Genomic DNA, 20097 nt, shown 5'->3' with positions numbered 1-20097 from the left:
TGAAAATCAAAAATTTTCAAAACTTATGTGTTCTTCTTTTGATTTAAGCGTACTCTGGTGTTAAAAAGCTTTTGTGTCTTTTGCGGTTAAAATATTATCAATTGTAAAAGTTGAATATTTCTTATCCTTCAAAAATACCAATAAATCTGCCAAAACTTTATACGTTTTTTCTGAGGTATCGTGAAGAAGAATAATGCTTCCTTTTTTTAATTTTTTGGTAATGTTATGGTAAATTTTGTTCTCATCCTGAATTACCGTATCTAATGACCGTACATTCCAGCCAATGCTTTTCTTATGGGTTTTTCTGATTGCTCTGGCAATGTTCGGGTTGGTTACACCAAACGGAGGACGGTATAAACTGGTTTTTAAATTGCCGGTTTTCAACATCATTTCGTTACATTTTTCGATCTCTTCGATCATTTTTGAAGTTGATAAAAAACCGGTATTGTCAGCATGTGAAAAAGTATGATTTCCAACGGTATGACCTTCTGCAATAATTCTTTGGAAGGTTTCGGGATATTTTTCAATCTGTTTCCCGATGCAGAAGAAGGTTGCTTTTATATTGTTTTCCTTGAGCAGATCCAGAAATTGAGGTGTATATTCTGTAGGCCCGTCGTCGAAAGTCAATGCAACTTCCCTGATTTTTGTTCTTTTATGATTAAAACTGCTTACGAAATAATTCAGCCCGACATCAAAAGATCCCCAGATAATAACCGCAAAAAACATCAGAAAACAAAACAGATATACCCAAAACGTTCCCTGAAATGCATAAATAAAAACATTGCAGAAAATATAGAACAGGATAAACGGATAATGTTTCATCTTTTATTGTTTATAAATTTAGGGTTTAAAATATCCATGATTTATATTCGTGTTGTCATTCTGAATGGAGCAAAACGGAATGAAAATGCTCTTGCGAACGAAACCTTTTCAAACTTTATATTTCCAAACTTAACAGGTTTCAAAAATCTGTTAGGTTTTAATTTCATTAATTCAACAAACTAAACTTTTCCCAACAAAACCAAACTGTGATCATTTCCTCCCAAATGATTATAAAGCAGAATGTTCCTAATCTCACCTTTTTTCAGATCGTTAATCATCATCACTTCCGGAATTTCCTGATTCTTAAGAATATGACAAGCGATAAAGGTAGAAAATCCACTGGCCGTATTGAATTCGCCGCTTAAATGTTTGTAATACAGCAATGAAGAACCTGTAAATAGTTCCGTTACTTTGTTGTAATACACATCAGACTTTGAATCTCCGCTGAAACCCAAAATTACTGCGTCAATATTAGTGTTTGCTAAATTATTTTTATTTAAAAATTCTTTAATAAAGTCTTGAGTTTCTCCTAATTCTAATACATTAACAATCTGAATATCTTTCAGTTGAGCATAACAATTTACTGCCTTTTCTTTTCCCAGGACAAAAAAACTTGCTCCTTCTCCCCAAACAACGCCGTGCGTTTCTGAGTTCAGGTAATCTACAGGTAAATCTTCTTCTTTTTTAATGGTTTTGTTTAATTTGTACAATTCCATTGTTCTTTCGGTCTGTTCATCCGTTGAACCAACGAGCACATTTTCCGCGTCACCGTCAATAATCTGTAGTTTTGCATCCAAAAAAGAAAATTCCAGAGACGAAGATGTATTCACATACGTGAAATTATATGCATGACATTGAAGACCTAAAGCGATCTGTCCTGCCACCGTATTATGAGTAGACTGGATGAAATAAGTGGGAGTCAAAAACTCTTCATTATTATCCAGCACATTTTTTAAAAATTTCTCGGAATCCTGAGAACATCCTATGCCGGTTCCCACAATGATCGCATCCGGATTTTCAATACCAGCCTCTTTTAATGCATAATGCGAAGCAACAGAACTCATTTTTACTGTTTTAGACATTCTTCTGATCATAGCCGGAGGAATGAATTCTTTGTAGACAGGTTCGATGGCTTTTAAGACCAGAGTAGAATATTCCGGCTTTAAATTTTCTAAGAAATTTTCATTTAAAGTGTCCTGAACAGAAATGCAGGCGGCACTGTTGATGTAAACCGGATTCATGACTTTGAGAAAATTAAGGTTGAACAATTTCCGCCAAAACCAAACGAGTTGGAGAGAACGTGGTTGATGTTTTTTTCTCTGAGTTCGGTAACCGGGGTCAGGTCAAATTCTGCCATTTTAGTTTTAAAATTCAGATTCGGGAAAATGATATTATTCTGAATGGCCAACAAAGAATAAACCGCTTCAATTCCTGCTGCTGCAGCCAGAGTATGGCCCGTGAAAGCTTTGGTAGAACTGAAATCCGGGACTTTATTTTCTCCGAAAATTCTGATCATTGCAATACCTTCTGATAAATCATTATTTGGAGTTGCCGTTCCGTGAACGTTAATATAATCGATTTGTTCTTTATCTAAACCCGAAATTTTTAGTGCTTTTTCCATCGCTAAATAGGCACCCTGACCGTTTTCGGAAGAAGCAGTCTGGTGATGCGCATCATTGGCATTTCCATATCCCGAAAGATAACCAAGCACTTTTTTATGTTCCTTTTTCACCACGTCTTCGGATTCCAAAATTATAAAAGCGGCCGCTTCTCCAAGATTCAGACCTTTTCTGTCATGATCAAAAGGAGTATTATAAGAATCTGTAAGAATCATCAGCGTGTTAAAGCCATTCAAAGTAAATTTTGAAAGGGCATCTGTCCCGCCGACAATCACACGATCCAACACTCCGTTCTTAATCAGTTTGGCTCCCATCATAATCGCATTGGCTGCTGACGAACATGCTGTACTGATGGTGGAGACCATACCTTTCAAACCCAGATAGTCCGCAATTAACAAAGATGAATTTCCGGCATCGTGAGAGTCAATATATTTTTGCTGTTCAGGAAGATCTTCGTAGGAATAGAAATATTTTTCGGTCATGTCCATTCCGCCAACGCTGGTTGATGAAATGAGACCTGTTTTATATCCATTGATGTCTGTAATTGCTGCATTTTCTACCGCTTCTTTTGCGGCAATCATTCCTAACAGGGCTGTTCTGGTAGCATTTTTTACATCTTTAAGATGAAGCTTTTCTATAAGTTCTGCGTTTGAAAGCTTGATTTCACCTGTTTTGATGCTTCCGGCATGGCGTGTTTCAAAGAGTTCAATATCTGAAATTCCGTGCTTTCCGGACATTAAGGATTGCAGATTTTCCTCCACATTGTTTCCAATAGAAGAAATAATGCCCATTCCTGTTATAGCAATTTTTTGACTCATTTTTACAAAATGTAACAATGTATCAATGTAACAGTTTATCAATTGCTAGACTGTTACATTGGTACATTGATATATTAATTTATTTTGTTCTGTTTTCCTCGATGTATTTTGCCATAGTGTCAATGGATGTAAAAATTTCTTTTCCTTTTTTAGGATCGGCCAATTTTATTCCATATTCTTTATCCAAAAGAACAATCAGCTCCAACGCATCAATAGAATCCAGACCCAGACCACCACCGAATAACGGATCCGTATCTTTAATTTCTTCTACTGCAACGTCTTCTAAATTAAGAACTTCAATGATTTTGTGTTTTAATTCTTCTCTTAAGTTTTCCATAATTTTAAAATTTACCAATGTATCAATGTATCAGTTTACCAATTGATTATGCTGAATGTCATTGTTACATTGTTATACTGTTATATTGTTACATTAGTTCGTGAGCAAATATACAAAAGCATTATAACTTTCGTGATATAACTCTACCCAACCGCACAATACCTTGTCGGCTTTTCCTGACTGCAAAATCTGTTCCGAGTAATTATTTAAAAATTGCTCATCAAATTCATCCAGTACAAAAAAGGCATTTTCGGTCTGCATTTTATGCTTAATGCTGATTTCTCCTACGCAAATATTGGGTAATGTATATACAAAAACCGCGGGGCTCGGGAAATAATTTTCCTGAGAATTGATGCTTTCCTGATATTTAAAGTCGGTATCAAGGCTTGAAGATCTATTGGCAAAAACCAATGCGGTTCTGCTGTGATCTCCCTCTTTTAGAATTATTTCAGAGGCAAGAAATGCGAGTTTACTCAGATTATCCATCTTATGAAATTTCGCATAATTGACTTCTAAAGTTTTATAGGCTTCTTTGGAAAAATCTGAGAAATTTTCAGTTTGAGTTTCAAAAATAACCTCGTTGTTGAAAGTAATTTTTGAATTATTTATGGTGCAAATATCTGTTTTCTTCATGAATGCGTTTTAGAATTTTAAGGCTTTTTTGTTGGGTTTTGATGGGTGTTGAAAACAGCAAAAACAATAATTTTATTTTCTATAATTTGATAAATGATGACGTAAGGAAACTTTTGAATATAAGCCTCACGTAAGTTTCCTTTTTTTAAAGGAAAGTGCAATGGGTTATTTTGAATTTTGAAAAAATAAGATTCAACTTTTTTTTAAATTGTATTCCAAGCCCAATCTGCTTACTTTCGTACCACAATGCAGCTTCTTGAAGATCAGCTTCGGCATTTGGAGATAAAGAAATTTGATAAATCATAAATTTTTCATCAGTCTTTCTTTTACTTCTTCCCACGAAGAAGTTTTAAGTTCACCACTTAAATATTTTCCACGTTCTTCTTCAATTCGGTCATAAATATGATCCGGAACTTGTGGATATTCTGAAGATTTTAGTTCTGAATCTTCTTCTGCATCAATAATGCTGTTGATGATTCTTAAAATTCTTTCATCCGCAATGTCGATGAATTCGTGAATTCTTTTTCTGATTTCTATTGTAGAGCCCATTTTTCAACCTTTAAGTCTATCAAAATTACGAAATTATTCTTTACACTTTTCCAAAACAACCGCCGCATTACAACCGCCAAAACCTGAAGCCGTTTTCAGAATATATCTGATTTCTGCAGGTTGATTTTCTTTAATAATATTCAAAGATTGGGAAGTCCCGATGTCTTCAAAATTTTTAGATGGAAGCAATGTTTTATGTAAGGCACTTTCCATCGAAATAATGGTTTCCAGTAGCCCGGAAGCGCCTAAACAATGCCCATAATACGCTTTTAAACTATGCAAAGGAATATTTTGTAACTCCGCACGGTTGAAAGCGATAGCTTCCATCTCATCATTATAGATGGTGGCAGTTCCGTGAGCGGAAATAAAATTAATTTGCTCTGCTGTAACCTGTGCTTCCGTCATCGCATTTTTAATGCTTGTATATAAGCCATCACCGGTTCTGGAGGGTCCGGAAATGTGATTGGCATCATTAATAGCAGAATCTCCTAAAATTTTAAAACTAAATTTTCCGTTTTGTAGGGTTTTTCCTTCGTCAGAACGATAGCCTGTTATGTAAACTGCTGCTGCTGCCTCACCAAGATTGATGCCGTCGCGGGTTTTATCATAGGGTTTGCATATCCCGCTTCCGATAGCCTGAAAAGAATTGAAGCCAGAGATGACAAATTCTGAAATTTCGTCTCCGGCAATAACAAAGGCATCGTTATATTTTCCGGACAAGATCATGTTTTTTGCAACAGCGAGTGCCATTACTCCGGAAACACAAGCATTGGAAACTACAATTGGCTTGGTTTTAAATCCGAAAAAATCGGCAATTTTTTGAGCTAAATCCGAAAGGAAAACGCCTTCCGGCAAAGTGTTTTTATTTTTTAATAAACTGATGTTTCCTTTGGTAGTTGATAAGATAAAAGCTGTTTCTTCTGTAATCTGATGTCTTTCAACCAAAGGTTGTAAGCTTAACAAAAACATTTTTTCCAGCCTTGTAAAATTGTTGTTCTGTACGGATTTGAAATTTGTTGTAAATTCCTCTTCCAGTTTTTCAGAATTAATTTTGGAAGCGTAAAAAGGTTCGTGATTCTCTACGATTTTATGCAGAGAGACACCGGATTTTCCTTCCAGAAGAGCATCCCAGTTGGAAAAAACATCAAAACCTAATGGTGTGACACAATTGTAATCGGTGATATAAATTTCTTTCATGGTAATCCCATTTTATCTTTCCAGCTCTGAAAAAACTCAGGATTGTACAAACATAAATTATTATCGGAATCCAGGAAAACCTGAATGGTTTCTCCGGAACAAACCAACTGATTATTTTCGTTAAAAAGCTCGTATTGATATATTAATTTCGCTGATACCGCATTAACGAAAGTCGTCACAATCTTGAACGTTTCCCCGTATTTCAGTGGGAGAAAATGTTCGCAGGTACTTTTAACGATTGGCGTTACATAACCAGCCTTCTGAATATCGAGATACGTTAAACCATGTTGTCTCCCGAAAGCTTCTCTTCCATCTTCAAAATACACAATATAATGCCCATGCCAAACAATTCCAAGCGGATCTGTTTCGTTGAAGCGGACACGGACTTCCTCGGTACAGCTTAATATAGTTTCTTTAGACTGCATTTTGTTTTCTTTCGTAAAATAATGAAATAGCAACCATAGCGATATAAAATAAAAATAAAAATATGATTTCTTTTGCAATACCACCGATTCCGCTGTTTCTTAAAATGATATCATAATACGCATTTAAGCCCCAGTTCATCGGCGAAAACTTAGCGATGGTCTGCATAAATTCCGGCATCAGGAAAACCGGAACCCAAATTCCGCCGATTGCTGCCAGCACAACAACTGAAGTTGCCCCGAACGGAGCTGACTGTTCCTGCGTATCTGCAACAGTTCCCAGCAAAACCCCAAATCCAATAGCCGCTAATCCGGCGAAAATGGTAACGATAATTAACGGAAACATCTTTCCGGTCACATCAAACTGCGGAAGATCCATATACGGGAAAAGATAAATTCCTACCGCAACCATCAGCAAAAACTGAATGACACAGATAATAAGATATGTAAATGTTTTTCCTAAAATATGAATGAAATACGGTGTCGGACTGATTCTTGCCCTCACGCTTGTTCCCTGGCTTTTTTCTTTAACTAAATTAATAGAAAGCGGAACGACGATGAAAAATATCGCAAACAAAGCCCAAGCCGGAACATTATGCTGAACGGAATTCGGCAATACATCCATATTTCCTTTTTTCGGAGTGATCTCCTTAAAGGCAATCAGGCTGTTATTTTTTAGATCTTCCGTAGTTCCCAGCTGATCCTGAAACGCTTTATAAATCTTTTTGTTTTCGATCTCAAAAACCATTTTATTCACGGCATTCATCACATTGTTTTTGAAGCTGATATTGGTTGCGGGATCGAAATAAAGGCGGATATCTTTTGCTTTTGAAGTATTCTGTTTTATCGCCGTAGAATCGGTTTCTAATCCAAATGAGCTAACAATAGACTGAACCTTAGAATCAATATTGGAGTTGATGTCTTTCGTTAAATTTTTAGGGATAACAATAGCCATCTGATAATCTCCCCCAAATACGGCTGTCTCAGCAGATTTTTCATTAAAATCGGTCAGCAGCTCAAATGTTTTACTGTTTTCAAGCTGTTTCTTTATGCTTTCTGAAATTTCAGATTGGTCATTATCAATAAATATAATCGGGATTTTTGAACCTTCCATATTTTTAAAGGTCGAATCCTGAATTAGAGTAATGGTAATAATCAGCAGTAACGGCATCACGAAAATGATGACGATCCCTCCGATATCTCTTTTAAGGAGAAGAATTTCTTTAATAAAGCTTCGCCACAGTTTATACAACAACATCTCGTAATTCTTTTCCGGTTAATGAAATAAAAACATCTTCTAAGTTTTCTGCGTTGCCTACTTTGTTTACCAGTTCTTCGGGAGTTCCAACTGCGTGGATTTTTCCGTGATCGATAATAGCAATTTTGGTACAGAATTCTTCCGCTTCAGAAAGGTGATGTGAAGTATAAATAATACAGGTTCCTTTTTTATTCAGATCTAAAAGATGGTCAATAATTGCTTTTTTAGACTGTACGTCAACGCCTACGGTCGGTTCATCCAGAAATAAAACTTTCGGGTTGTGAAGGGTTCCTGCGATGAGGTTGCAGCGGCGTTTCATTCCTCCGGAAAATTGTTCCACTTTTTTATCGGCGAATTTTGACAGTCCCATGATTTCCAGAGATTCATCAATGGAAGTTTTTAAATTTTTATGGCTTAAACCATACAAGCTTCCGAAGAACATTAAGTTTTCTCTTGCCGTCAAAGTAGGATACAAAGCGTATTCCTGAGGAACAATACCAATAATCTGCCTTAATTTAAAGCCGTTTTTCTGGGGGGAAAGCCCGTCAATGGTAAATTGTCCCGATGTGGGTTTAATCAATCCGGAAAGTATGGAAATAAGCGTGGTTTTACCGGCTCCGTTGGGCCCGAGAATTCCGTAGATCTCGTTTTTGGCAATATTCAGCGAAATATCATTTACAGAAAAGTCTTCTGCATTCTTATATTTTTTGTAAAGATTTTTTATTTCAATAAAATGTTCCACGTTATATTGCTTTTCTTAATTTTTTATAGAAAGCTTCTTCCAGATCTGCAATGTGAAGCATTGATTTTGAAAGGTTGTTATAGATATCGCTTTTTGAATTCCTGTTTTTGTAAACCCGGGCAATATCCACTGCAAAATCTCTCCAGAGGTCACCAATCATGGTGATTTCTTTCGACAGTTCTTTTAATTCATCATTTTTGAGAATAACAGCCGCTTCCTGTAAAAAAGCTCCGTAAATGAACCTGAAGCCTCCTCCTCCGGTTCCTATTTCCTCCTGCATGCGGATCAGCTGACCCAAATAATGATTGGTAGTCTTTGTACCTTTTTTTTCAGCCCATTTCGGAATGCTTCTGGCGACCCATCTTATCGCTTTTACCCCGACAATAGGAACAGGAGCAAGCATATTTTTGCAGGTATCTTTAATTCCTTTTTTAATAGCCTCTTCCAGATGAATGTTTTCCGGAATATAAGTAGGGTAGTACATGTGTCCTTTCGGAGGAAGTGCTCCTTTGGCATATCTCACCTTTTCCAGCTCGGTTTCGCTGAGGGTGGTTACATAATCCATTACGGGATCACTGATAAGAAATTTCCCGTCTTCTTTTCCGTACACTACAAGATTGTGCGCATTGAAATGGAATTTATACTCTTCAGGAAAATAGGTAAGGTTGAAAACACCTACCTGAAGGCCGGTAGGAATATTATTTTCAAGGTTTTTTTCAAGGGCTTTCTGAGCTTCCTGAGGATTAGAAAATTTAAGCCTTTTAATTTTAATTCCCAGTCTTTTTGCGGCTTTGCTGAAAATGGCTCCCGGCATCGGACGGTAGCTGAAACCGGGCGCAAAATTTACTTTTAAAAAAGGGAGGTAAACAAAAAATAATCCGGAACCGATTCCGAAGATCATGGGCTCGCTTAGTTTTAACCCTTTGTTTAATAATAAATTGGAAGCAACACCGTTTTCGCAATGCGCAGTCTGATGGTGTTCAAAATTAATTTTCATTCTTAGCTTGGTTTATTACTTTTCAACGATAATTTACTTACCGTTGAAATTTTTCAGTTCGTCTACCGTAATACCGAATGTATCAGCATATTTTTTCAGTACAGAGTCGCTTAGTGTTTTAAATATTTTTGGTTTTCCGTGTCTTTTTACCCGCCACTGCCACATTCCTACGTAGGCTGCCAACACCTGAAGATCCATTTTATTGAGCTCCATGAAATAGACAATAGGACTTACGATATTATTGGCTACGTTTTGCTTTGCTTCTTCAATTCTTTCATGGATGAGTTCCATGGATTCTTCCAGCGCCGCTTTTTTGGCATCCCAGCCAATGCTGTTGGCGGTGGTATAATTGTCATTTTCATCCGTAACATACAGAACTTCGGTCATGTTTGCGGATTTAAGATTGCTTTCGTCTTGCGGAAGGTCTTGCTTTTTCATGGGCTTTAGCTTTTTACTTCTTGAATAAACAAATTGATTTCAGCTCTGATCAAAAGCTGGTCATTATGAAAAGTTTCGCAAAAGATATTGCATATATTCCCGAATTGTGAAATGAGCGAGGCTCTGGAAATAATTTTATCACCTACTTTTGGGAGTGCATGCACTTCTATTTTTTTGATGGAGGTAATAAAGCCAATCACTTTGGTATCTGTGTCAGGATTCTCAAAAAAACTTTGTCCCAGAATTGAAGAACAGGTTTGTGCAAGATTTTCAATAAGGCCGGCTTCAGCAAATTCGTTATTGTGTACAAAAATATTGTTTTGCTGAATCTCAAAGGAAGTTACCACTTTTTCTTTAGTCAGTTCCATGATATAGTCTGCCATCAGCATCGGGTCGCGATGCGGGAGAAAATTGTGGATGTTGATGATGTTTTCTTCCTTGATTTCCATTAAATGATATATTTTAAGTTCGCGAGTCGTTTGACTACCACAAATCTTCGATTTTACTTAGCCAAGATCACGAAATTTTTAATTCAAATATTACATGACTACAGTCTTCATCTGAGATTTTGCAACAACCTCGTCATTGACTTTTGTGATGACATCTACCAAAGTTACACCCATCATTTCATTAATAATGAAAACTTCGGATACTAACTCATCTCCCGTTTCCGGAAGCTTGTTTACCTCAAACGATTTAACAGCGCCGATATATCCGGTAGGCGCTTCTTTTCCCGAAAGATAGAATTTATAGCCGGTATGAAGCGCTACACTTTGTGCCTGATGTTCCAGCAATCCTGAAGCCTGGAAAATTCCGTTCTGAATAAAAATGTTTTCTTGCGTCGGAATAAATCCTGAAACAATATGACTTTCCGAATATTCTGCGATGCTGTTTACCATTACAAAAGGAAACCGCTGAGGAATCAGGTTTTCAACAAAATTCTGATCGGATGTAGGCAGTCGGTTTTCCATTTAGCAAACAGTTAAGAGGGCACAAGAGTAGGCAAATCTTCCACTTTCCGGCACGCAAAGAAGTACTTTTTCTCCTTTTTTCAATTTTCCTGAATTCATTAGTTCTTCAAGAGCGATGAAAATAGAACCGGCACCAATATTTCCTACTTCGGAAAGGTTATAGAACCATTTTTCCCAAGGAAAATCCAATCCTACATTGGCAAATTCTTCTTTCAATCCTTCTTTAAAGTATCCTGACGAAATGTGCGCCAGTACGTGGTCTATTGTATTTGGGTCAAGATTGTGCTTATCGAAAGATGATCTTAAACTTTCGGCACCTTTTACCAAAATATACTGGTCTAAAATTTTTGTATCCTGTTTAAGAGCAAAGATGGATTGTTTCAGCCATTCGTCCGAAGAATAATCTGCCCAAGATTTCAGGCTTCCGTCTTCCTGTTTTTCGCATCCGGCATACATACATGCTTCAATCTCGTGGGCGTAAGAATAAAAATCAATGAATTCTACTTTCAGGGAAGTTTGGTTGGGTCTTGGTTTATTTTCAAGAAGCAGCGCACCTGCACCGTCGGAAAGCATCCATCTTAAAAATTCTCTTTTGAATGCAATAATAGGTCTTTCTTCAAGCAGTTTTAAATTTTCTGCTTCATGATTGAATTTATCGGCAGTCATCCATGCTGAAAATCTTTCCGAGCCTACACAAACGGCATTTTCCTTAACCCCTGCTTTTACGGAAAGAAAACCGTAATTAAAGGCATTCATCCCAGAATTACAAAGGCCTGTTGAGGTGTTAATCTCGATTGACTTATTGAGATTAAGCTCTCCGTGAACCATGGATGCATGAGAAGGCTGGATCTGATCTGCAGAAGTAGTTCCGCAAGAAAGCAACTCGATATCCTGTTTACCAAAATTTTCATCAAAAAGACCTTCTACGGCTTTTGCGGTAATCTGGGCATTGGTGTGGGTAGGTTTTCCTTCTTTGTCTAAAGCGTAATACCTTGTTGTAATTTTGTTGTTTCTTAGAATTAAAGCTCTTGCTTTTGACGGTTTGTCATTTATATAGCCAAGATACGTTTCCATTTCATCATTAGAAACCGGTTCATTCGGCAAGTATGTTGAAGCTTTTGTAATAAATACGTCGTTCATTCTATTTTATATTAATTCCTTGTAAATATTCTCTTTGTTTTTTTCTTTTAAACCAAAAGATAGGTGCTGTAAGCAAATGTAATACCAGAACTATGGGTGATACAATCCATATTGCGGCCATCAAATATACCTTAAAGAATTTGATCAGCAAAGGTCGCTTTTCTTTTTTCCTCATGATGAGGCCGGACCATACTTTGAAAATTTTATTGCCTACTTTTTCTACTCTCACCAGGAAGGCACGGATTTCTACGGCTCCGTTTTTTACAAGATCCGGCTGTAGTGCTCCCAGTGTATTGGCGGAAAAATGTTTTTCAATAATTCTGCCGTATTTTCCGGCGCCGTTAATCTCTTCATCTGAAACTCCTGCTGCAGGAAGCATACCGGATTTTTCCTTTTTTCCGGTAGTCATCCAGCGAAGGATGGTAAGGACACTGGTGTAATTATCGTGTCTGTCTACCAACGCAATATTTCCTACAAGCTTAGCCTGCATTTGTTTCAGGTATACTTTAAGCTTTTCCTGGGAAAACATCCACATATTTCTTGTTCCTGAAACAGTAATAACCGGAGTATCTTTAAGAATGTTTTCGGCAAAGCCACTTTTCAGAAAAGAAATAATGGGAATGGACGGGGTTAAATACCAGACCTGGTATCCGAAAATGACCAGGTCAAATTTTTTATTCAGAACTTCTTCCGGTGGCGGCAGAATTTCACTGGGTATCTGCAGATAAGATTCAGGAAAAGTATTGAAAAATACATCACCTGACCACGGAAAAGGAAAATCTTTTTTCAGTTGTATATTATAGTACGTTACCTCATATTCCAGGTTTTTCTCTTCAAATGGCTGAGCCATATTTTTTACAATATCTTCCAGCTGGCCGGACTGAGTATAATATATAACAAGTATATTCTTTTTCATTAATTCTTTTTATCCGTTTACAAAAATATGCTTTTCATATTTATTATTGTGAAGTAAATATTTTTAATGATCCATAACTGAATTTTAATAAATAATCAGCATTATCTAATATATTATTTTTTGCATTACAAAAGATAATGGTTTCAGGAAGTTTTTCCAGCGCATTGATGCTGAAGTTTTCATCTGAAATCAACAGGATGTCAATGTTTTTTGTGATTTCTTCAAAATCATTGATGTAGCTGATCTTTCTTCTTTTGACCAGATAGTTCTGTTGGGCAATCTGTCTTTTTTCAACATCTTTTATGAAACTGAATATTTTTCTTTCTGCCTGCTGAAGCGTAAGCAGAATGTCTTTCTGTCCGAAATCGTCTGCGATGTGAAGGATATTCGCGTTCTTCGGAATATGCTTGCCGAGTTCAAAGTAGATTGATTTATTGTTTTCAAAATCTTTTTTAACGGCGCTCACCACTTCATTGTCTTTATATAAAAAGCTTAAAAACAGTTTTTTCTTAAAATAATTTTCATCTTCGAGTTCATTTCGCAGAATGGCAAATTCTTTTCTGAAGTAAGCGTTAATCTTTTTGGTACGTTCAGAATAATTCTTCCCGAAGCTTTCATCTTCCTTTTTTATCCTTTCGCCAATTTTTACGATAATGGATCCGTCGTAAATGATAAAATCTCCTTTCGGCAATACCTCGGAATTTCCGTGAATATAAACCGGTACAATATCCAATCCGAATTGCTCAGCGAGATAAAATGCCCCTTTATGAAATCTTTTAATATCGTTTGTGTAGGAACGTTCTGCTTCCGGGAACACAGCGAGAGAATATCCTTGGTCTACTTTATCTTTTAACTTATCAATACCATTTTCTATACCTTGGGAAACAGGATAGCATCCTAATGCCCTCACCATTTTTCCGAAAACAGGTGATTGATATACCCAGTCATTAACAAGGAAAACAAACTTATGTGTAGTCATTGCAACTGCAAGTATATCAAGGAATGAGGTATGGTTGGCAATAATGATGGCCGGTTTGCTGAAATCTTCATCCGTAGCTTTAATGATCTTTTTCTTTACCCATGGATTGGTAAACAAGACAGAAGTTAAAAATTTCGCAGAAATAAATTTAAAAAAGTTTAAAGTTCCGCCTTTGGAATTCTTTGTAAATGGACTGATAAACAGAGAAAAAAACAATCCTCCCAATCCGTAATAAAGGAAAGACAGCACCGAATGTATAAAAAGCCTTAATGTAATAGGAGAGAGTCCTTTTCTTGCCCTGTTGGTAATAAGTAATCTGAACCAGAAAGGATATAAGGTTGACGTAATAACAATTACCGAAAACATTCCTATTAAAGCTACCAAAGCCAATGAATGAAGGGCAGGATGTTTGGCGAAGATCAGTGAACCAATAGACAAAATAGTGGTGAAAACCGCCAGAATAATTGAGGTTCTGTATGTAGGAAGTTCATTTTTGCCGGTCGTATGCTCCTTTTGCATAGCTTGGGTCAGGAAGATGCTGAAATCATCTCCCACTCCGAAAACCAATGTACATACCACCGTACTGAAAATATTAAGTTCTAACCCGAGAAAATATAACATCCCTGCCGTGACTATACCGGTAAGGACAATCGGGAACATGGTGAGAAGCGTGAGTTCAAAATTTCTGAAAAACACAATGATCGTTAAAACAATGGCTAAAAGGGAATAATTGATCAGGGTGTTAAAATCGCGTTTCAGCAGTCCCAGAAAGTTTTCATTCATCTGCTGCCGGTCGATGGCAAGAACGTCATGTTTTTTTTCAACATCTTTAATAAAAGCGTTTCTTTTGCTTTCATCTACTTTTACGACATTCGATACAGTATAAAATCCGTTTTCTTCACTCAGGAATTCAGAGACTTGCAGTGCTTTTATCTGTTCATACTCTTTAAGGCTTAACGGAGTGTAATCTTTATTTAAATTATCATTAAACTGATTGAATGCAGCTTCATTAAAACCATATTGATTCCCATTTTGAATGAGCCCGGAAACGGTGCGTATTTTTTTATCAGAGGTCCAGAATTTTTTCCAGTCTTCAATTTTTTTCTGCTGATCTTTTTCGGAAAGCACAACTTTTCCCAAAGAATTATAGCTTAATATTTTTCCCTCCTGCTTTTCCTTTTCCAGAAACCGGCCCAGCTCCGAATTTTTGGAGAGTGCTTCTTCTGCAGAATTGCCATAAGAAATCGTGTAAATGGATTTTGAAGTGATGTCGGAAAGCTTTTGGAGTTTAGCTTCCGTTATTTTTAAATCTTTAGGAATATAATTTAAATCTCCGATATCTTCGTTAAATCCTACATGCCGGAATCCAAACAGGCAGGCAATGATGATCACCGAACAGCCGATAATCAGAGGTTTATTTTTCTCATAAGGATAAGACCCGATTCTATCAATAAAATTGGTATTCGCGTCTTTTTGTTTTTTGGGATGGTAGAGCTGGGGAACAATAATTAATGCCATAACAGAGGATAGCATAACCGTAATGGCGGCAAAAAGCCCCAGATCTTTCAACGCCTCGGAACGTACCAAAACCAGGCAGAGAAACGAAATTGCCGTGGTGGCACTACTTAATATGATGGGCTGTGTGATTTCTTTATAAAGTTCTTCAATATTATTGTTGTGCTTGTAATGGGTAAGAATATGGAGGGCATAATCAATCGTAATCCCGATCAGAATGGCACCTACACTTAATGAAATAGCGGAAATTTTATCTTTTATAAAATATAGAATCAGTAAAGCCAGCAATACCGAAAAAACCGTCGGGAGAAATACAATAAACGGGGTAAAGAAATTCCGGAAATAATAGATCAGTACCACCAATAAAATAGTCAGGGAAATCAGTACCGTGTTCTGGATGTCTTTTTTGATTTGCTGTGCATTGGCAACCGCAATTACCGGAGAGCCGAAATAGCTGATTTCCGTTTTCCCTTTGAACTGCTTATTCAGGTTATCTTTTATTTCATTTAAATGATCGATGAATGCTTCATTGTTTTTGGTATCGTTGCTTTTATTTTTAGGATCGATAAAAAGCAAAAGATTTTTTCCGTCTTTGGTAACGATATAGCTGTTTTCAAGTTTAAAATCCTTGCTGATGTTTAATGCATTGAGTTTTTTTATCCCTAAAAAAGTAATGCCAAGCGGATCTTTCTTAATAAATTCCTTCGTCACCAGGCTTGTGGGAGAAACCAGGGAGATATAGTTGTTTTCTACCTGTTTTGCAATACTGTCTTTATTGAGCTTTCTCTCAATTTCCGTGTAATCGTTTTCATCTAAGAATAAAGGAAGATTTTGGTTGACAAAATCAAAGGTTTCGGATATTTCACTGTCATTTACTTTTCCCTGAACAGAGCTGATGTACTTTTGTAAAGGTTCTGTTTTCTGAAGAAAAGCATCTGCCGTTTCGGAAAGCTGGAAATTATCCTCCCCGGACCGGTTTTCAATAATAACAATAATTTTATCTGAAAAGTTAAGCTGCTGAAGAACTTTTGCGGTAAGATCTGACTTTTCATTTTTAGGAATAATCTGGTTAATATCTTCCTCAAAATTGATTTTTGAAGCAAAGAAACCACATACCACAGCAATTCCTACTGCAAATAATACAGACAGAAGCTTATTTTTAGAAATGAGATAATATAAAAAGATGAAAAAACGATGCATCACATGGTAAAATCAAGTTTGCAAATTTAAATTTTTCAGGATTAGTTCAAAGTGTTTTCATAATAAGTTTATCTGAAAATCAATAAAATATTTAATCGTAATGAAAAAAAATATACATTTGCAGAAGTTCCTATTAATAATATAAAAAAAACTAAGCATCGCTTAGAATTTATTATGTTTGCAACAAATGATGAAAAAATAAACGGATTTTTATTCGTAATAATTCTTCCGTTCCTGCTGTATTTCATGTCCTACTATGGATTTGAATCTTCTTATGCACGGCTTAAAACAATGGAAAAAGCACCGGCATTTATGTTCTCTTCAGTATATGCTTACAGAGTAATTCCTAACTATCTGAGTGTACATGGCACAGAACTTCTTACTTCTACTGTTAATACATACGTTCCATTTATGAAGAATTTTCTTTTGAAACAGGGAACATTATTTTATCACAGTACATTTCTTATTAACAGTTTCTTTTTTCTGCTGTCTTCTGTCATTTTAAATTCAATTTTTGGAGTCAGCACTTCCGGGATGCCTACGCCCCTCATTGTCAGAAGAGTGCTTCATTTGCTGGCTGTTTTCTTTCTCGTAATTACGCAGTATGTCCCTACCAATTGCGATTCGATTGCCATTTTCTTTTACCTGTTGGGATGTATTCTCACCTTTAAATATTTACAGAAAAAAAGACGGGCAGATTTTGTTCTGTTAATCATTGTTATAGCAGTTTCAACATTTGTAAGGGAAACTGCGTGTCTTATTATTTCTTTTTTTGCTGCCGTTTTTGTGAATTTTGAAAAGCTGAAGAAAAAAGATTTTTCTTTTATGAACGAAATATTCATATTGGCTGTAGCTTTTGCAATTCCTTACATCGCTCTGCGGATGATTATTAATCAGGAAGTGTCTTTGGTGGAGGGAATCTATTTGTTCCAGAACTTTACCAGTCTGTTTAACATGAGCGGTTTGATGTTTGCGGTTATAAGTGTTTATTTCTGCTATCAATTATGCAATGAGGAAGGAAAATCTCTGGTAAAGAAATATATATTCTTTTCTCTTCCGTATCTTCTTATGATTACTGTAGTGGGGCTTTTTTGGGAAGTCAGGCTGTTTGTTCCCATCATTCTTACGGGACTCATTTTTGTTTCCTATCAATTTAAAATACAAATAATCAAACCATGAGCTTGCTGCATCCATATTTTATCATTGCGATGATTTATATGCTTATTTTCAGTTGTTTGGAAGTATTTAATGGTAAGGTTGAAAAAAAATGGCTGTGGATTTTGGGTGTTTATCTTATTATGATAGCAGGTCTCCGAAATAATGTGGGGCCTGATTACGGAAGTTATAAAGGAATTTATATTTATTCTGATGTCAAAGATTATATTTCAATTTTGATGAGTGCTATCGGAAGGGAAGGTCCGCAACCTGTAGAATTGGAATGGCTGTATGTACTCATCAATAAAATATTGCTCAATATATTTGGTGCTCCGTTTTACATGGTTACTCTGGTTATTGCGATTCTGGCCGTTTTTTTTAAGGTAGAATATGTGGATGATAATACTTTCTATCCATTTACCTTTATGCTTTTAATGTTTATTCCCGGCTTTTTTATTGGAGAAAGCGGCCAGATCAGACAAAATTTAGGGTCATTCATTGTTTATTTCGGAATAAGATACATAAAGGAACGGAAATTCTGGGCCTACTTACTTTGTATTTACTTAGCTGGTGGTATTCATAATGTTTGCTATATTTTCCTTCCAATGTACTGGCTGGTAAAAATTCCATTAAATAAATATGTGATGCTTTTTCTCATTATTGTCTCTGTGTTTTTATCTCCTTTCGAAATTTACAGATCTTTTGGAGGTTTTTTGAACAATGTTGCAGCAGACAATACACTCTCCATAGGCTTTAACGGTTATCTGGATGAATCTGTTGAAAGAATTAACGGTGCGGTTGGTATACCGGAAATTATGATGGCTCTCCTTACATTCTTTCTGTTTGTTTTTGATGATAAGATGAAAGCCAGATTCCCTTATTACGAATATCATAGTATTTATGTGGTGCTGGGAATATGTTTTTATTTTATTTTCAGGAATAACCCTATATTTTCCTCAAGACTCGCAGGTGCGTTTATCGGTTTTGCCTATATCATTATTCCTAATTCAATGTATGTAGTATCCGCCAGAATGAAAGGCTTGATTTATACATTTATAATTGCACTGATAGTTTTTAATTTTATCGTTTTTTCAGCTTTTAACAATATAAAAGCAGGACGTTTTACTATTGATCTTTATCAGAATTATCTTCTTCCGTGATCAAGAAATGATTTCACTCTAACTTCGCTCTTAAATAAAACACACTATGATACCGAATAAATTCCTGGCATTCTTCAATATAAAAATATGTATCTATTTTTTAATTGCAGTTACTGCAGTTTATACCCTTGTGTTTACCTGTTATTACAATTTTAAAGACGATGGATATATCCTTGCCGACTGGCTCATTAATTATCAGGATGGAGGTTTTAAAAGAAGAGGTTTATCAGGAAGTTTCTTTTTCTTATTGCAGGATATAACGGGTTTACGGCTTAATTATCTTGTGTATTTTTTTCAGTTTACTATTATTTCTGGCTTTTTTTTGCTTTACACAAAACTCATCCTTTATAAAGTTACAGACCTGTTGTACTTATCTCTCTTGTTATCATCCATAGGTTTTGTAGGACTTCTCAATACAGTTACTTACGTAGGAAAAAAAGAGTTTATTCTCTTTCTGATATTTATCTGGTTTGTGTATGTATTAGATCGGGGTAAACTTTCAAAATATAAGGAATATATTGTATGCGGTGCACTTGTCATAACCAGTCTTTTGCATGAAGCCGTATTATTTTATATACCTTATTTTGCTATTGCATTATATCTTAAAACCGGAAGATTACAGATTAAAAGGTATGTCAAATATTTTCTTTGCGTCGGAATCCCATGTCTTCTTTTATTCTTTTTCGGAAAAAATATTAATGAAGGAAAATCGCTGGAAATTCTCTCAGCAAGAGGAGTTCATCCCATTTATGGTATATTTTATTGGAATATTAATGAAAGAGATTATATTAAAGAGCACATCAATGAATACATTTTGTATTTTATAAGTTTAGGCTTTAGTATTTTTCATATTTATTATTATTTAAAGTTTCTAAAAGACAGAAAGGTAATATCTATTTTATTAATTATAGCTTTTTTATTTTCGCTTCCGCTTTTTTATCTGGCTATTGACTGGGGAAGATGGATGTACATTCATATGATGATGATCATTGTTCTTTTTGCTTTATTATTAAGGACAGGACATTCTGCATACGTATTTGAGCCAATTATTATTAACAGAAAATTCTATACTGTTTTATTCATTATTATTTTTTCTCTGATCTACAGGGTTGAGATGTCCGGAAAAGGCTTTACTTTTGAAGGGATATTGTATAGAGTGTTCATAGCACCGCTGGAATTATTAAATAAAATGTAATTCCAAAACCTATCTAATAAAAAAACTTTACTTT

At 35.7% G+C, this 20097-nt stretch carries 20 protein-coding genes; 3 read left to right on the top strand and 17 right to left on the bottom strand.

Annotated elements, in window-relative coordinates:
* Positions 1–60: 60 nt before the first annotated feature.
* From M0D58_RS09750 to M0D58_RS09670, 17 genes are all read right to left on the bottom strand, one after another.
* Entirely contained in the window at positions 61–822 is a 762-nt protein-coding gene (locus tag M0D58_RS09750) for a polysaccharide deacetylase family protein (protein WP_248388789.1), read from the bottom strand.
* 179 nt (positions 823–1001) lie between these two features.
* A complete protein-coding gene (locus M0D58_RS09745) occupies positions 1002–2063 on the bottom strand; it encodes a beta-ketoacyl synthase N-terminal-like domain-containing protein (protein ID WP_248388786.1) in 1062 nt (353 codons plus the stop codon).
* A complete protein-coding gene (locus M0D58_RS09740) occupies positions 2060–3259 on the bottom strand; it encodes a beta-ketoacyl-[acyl-carrier-protein] synthase family protein (RefSeq protein ID WP_248388783.1) in 1200 nt (399 codons plus the stop codon). The genes M0D58_RS09745 and M0D58_RS09740 overlap by 4 nt, the downstream gene beginning before the upstream one ends.
* 79 nt (positions 3260–3338) lie before the next feature.
* A complete protein-coding gene (locus M0D58_RS09735) occupies positions 3339–3596 on the bottom strand; it encodes a phosphopantetheine-binding protein (RefSeq protein WP_066437770.1) in 258 nt (85 codons plus the stop codon).
* A gap of 93 nt (positions 3597–3689) precedes the next feature.
* Positions 3690–4229 carry a 3-oxoacyl-ACP synthase gene (locus M0D58_RS09730; RefSeq protein WP_248388781.1) on the bottom strand — a complete coding sequence of 180 codons (540 nt, stop codon included), beginning with the start codon at positions 4227–4229 and terminating at the stop codon, positions 3690–3692.
* A gap of 300 nt (positions 4230–4529) precedes the next feature.
* Positions 4530–4778: an addiction module family protein gene (locus tag M0D58_RS09725; protein WP_248388779.1), complete on the bottom strand. Its 249-nt coding sequence runs from the start codon at positions 4776–4778 to the stop codon at positions 4530–4532.
* Between the two features lie 33 nt (positions 4779–4811).
* Entirely contained in the window at positions 4812–5975 is a 1164-nt protein-coding gene (locus M0D58_RS09720) for a beta-ketoacyl synthase N-terminal-like domain-containing protein (RefSeq protein ID WP_248388777.1), read from the bottom strand.
* Positions 5972–6400 carry an acyl-CoA thioesterase gene (locus tag M0D58_RS09715; protein ID WP_248388775.1) on the bottom strand — a complete coding sequence of 143 codons (429 nt, stop codon included), beginning with the start codon at positions 6398–6400 and terminating at the stop codon, positions 5972–5974. Before M0D58_RS09715 ends, M0D58_RS09720 begins: the two co-directional genes overlap by 4 nt.
* The gene (locus M0D58_RS09710; protein ID WP_248388772.1) at positions 6390–7655 is read right to left on the bottom strand and encodes an ABC transporter permease; all 1266 of its coding nucleotides are present in this window, start codon (positions 7653–7655) and stop codon (positions 6390–6392) included. Before M0D58_RS09710 ends, M0D58_RS09715 begins: the two co-directional genes overlap by 11 nt.
* Positions 7642–8397 carry an ABC transporter ATP-binding protein gene (locus M0D58_RS09705; RefSeq protein ID WP_248388770.1) on the bottom strand — a complete coding sequence of 252 codons (756 nt, stop codon included), beginning with the start codon at positions 8395–8397 and terminating at the stop codon, positions 7642–7644. The genes M0D58_RS09710 and M0D58_RS09705 overlap by 14 nt, the downstream gene beginning before the upstream one ends.
* A 1-nt stretch (position 8398) precedes the next feature.
* On the bottom strand, positions 8399–9394 hold the full coding sequence (gene darH, locus M0D58_RS09700) for a BtrH-related acyltransferase DarH (protein WP_248388768.1): 996 nt from the start codon (positions 9392–9394) through the stop codon (positions 8399–8401).
* Between the two features lie 33 nt (positions 9395–9427).
* The gene (gene DarG, locus M0D58_RS09695; protein WP_248388766.1) at positions 9428–9832 is read right to left on the bottom strand and encodes a flexirubin biosynthesis protein DarG; all 405 of its coding nucleotides are present in this window, start codon (positions 9830–9832) and stop codon (positions 9428–9430) included.
* A gap of 5 nt (positions 9833–9837) precedes the next feature.
* Positions 9838–10281 (bottom strand): hotdog family protein, encoded by a 444-nt coding sequence (locus M0D58_RS09690; protein WP_248388764.1) that lies wholly within the window; start codon positions 10279–10281, stop codon positions 9838–9840.
* A 90-nt stretch (positions 10282–10371) separates the two neighbouring features.
* Positions 10372–10803, bottom strand: a complete 432-nt coding sequence (locus M0D58_RS09685; protein ID WP_248388761.1) for a hotdog family protein — start codon at positions 10801–10803, stop codon at positions 10372–10374.
* Positions 10804–11943 carry a dialkylresorcinol biosynthesis protein DarB gene (darB, locus tag M0D58_RS09680; protein WP_248388759.1) on the bottom strand — a complete coding sequence of 380 codons (1140 nt, stop codon included), beginning with the start codon at positions 11941–11943 and terminating at the stop codon, positions 10804–10806.
* Between the two features lies 1 nt (position 11944).
* Positions 11945–12859 (bottom strand): dialkylrecorsinol condensing enzyme DarA, encoded by a 915-nt coding sequence (locus M0D58_RS09675; protein WP_248388757.1) that lies wholly within the window; start codon positions 12857–12859, stop codon positions 11945–11947.
* Between the two features lie 43 nt (positions 12860–12902).
* Entirely contained in the window at positions 12903–16553 is a 3651-nt protein-coding gene (locus M0D58_RS09670) for an MMPL family transporter (RefSeq protein WP_248388755.1), read from the bottom strand.
* Between the two features lie 174 nt (positions 16554–16727).
* On the opposite strand from M0D58_RS09670, the gene M0D58_RS09665 reads away from it, so the two are divergent.
* The 3 genes from M0D58_RS09665 to M0D58_RS09655 are packed head-to-tail and all read left to right on the top strand — an operon-like array spanning position 16728 to position 20063.
* Positions 16728–17732 (top strand): hypothetical protein, encoded by a 1005-nt coding sequence (locus M0D58_RS09665; protein WP_248388753.1) that lies wholly within the window; start codon positions 16728–16730, stop codon positions 17730–17732.
* On the top strand, positions 17729–18868 hold the full coding sequence (locus M0D58_RS09660) for an EpsG family protein (RefSeq protein WP_248388751.1): 1140 nt from the start codon (positions 17729–17731) through the stop codon (positions 18866–18868). Before M0D58_RS09665 ends, M0D58_RS09660 begins: the two co-directional genes overlap by 4 nt.
* Positions 18869–18914: 46 nt before the next feature.
* Positions 18915–20063 carry a hypothetical protein gene (locus M0D58_RS09655; protein ID WP_248388749.1) on the top strand — a complete coding sequence of 383 codons (1149 nt, stop codon included), beginning with the start codon at positions 18915–18917 and terminating at the stop codon, positions 20061–20063.
* The last annotated feature ends 34 nt before the right edge of the window (positions 20064–20097 follow it).

The sequence above is a fragment of the Chryseobacterium nepalense genome (genome assembly GCF_023195755.1).
GTDB lineage: Bacteria > Bacteroidota > Bacteroidia > Flavobacteriales > Weeksellaceae > Chryseobacterium > Chryseobacterium nepalense.
Note: the sequence above shows the minus strand (reverse complement) of the source record. Positions and strands in the feature narration are given on the sequence as shown.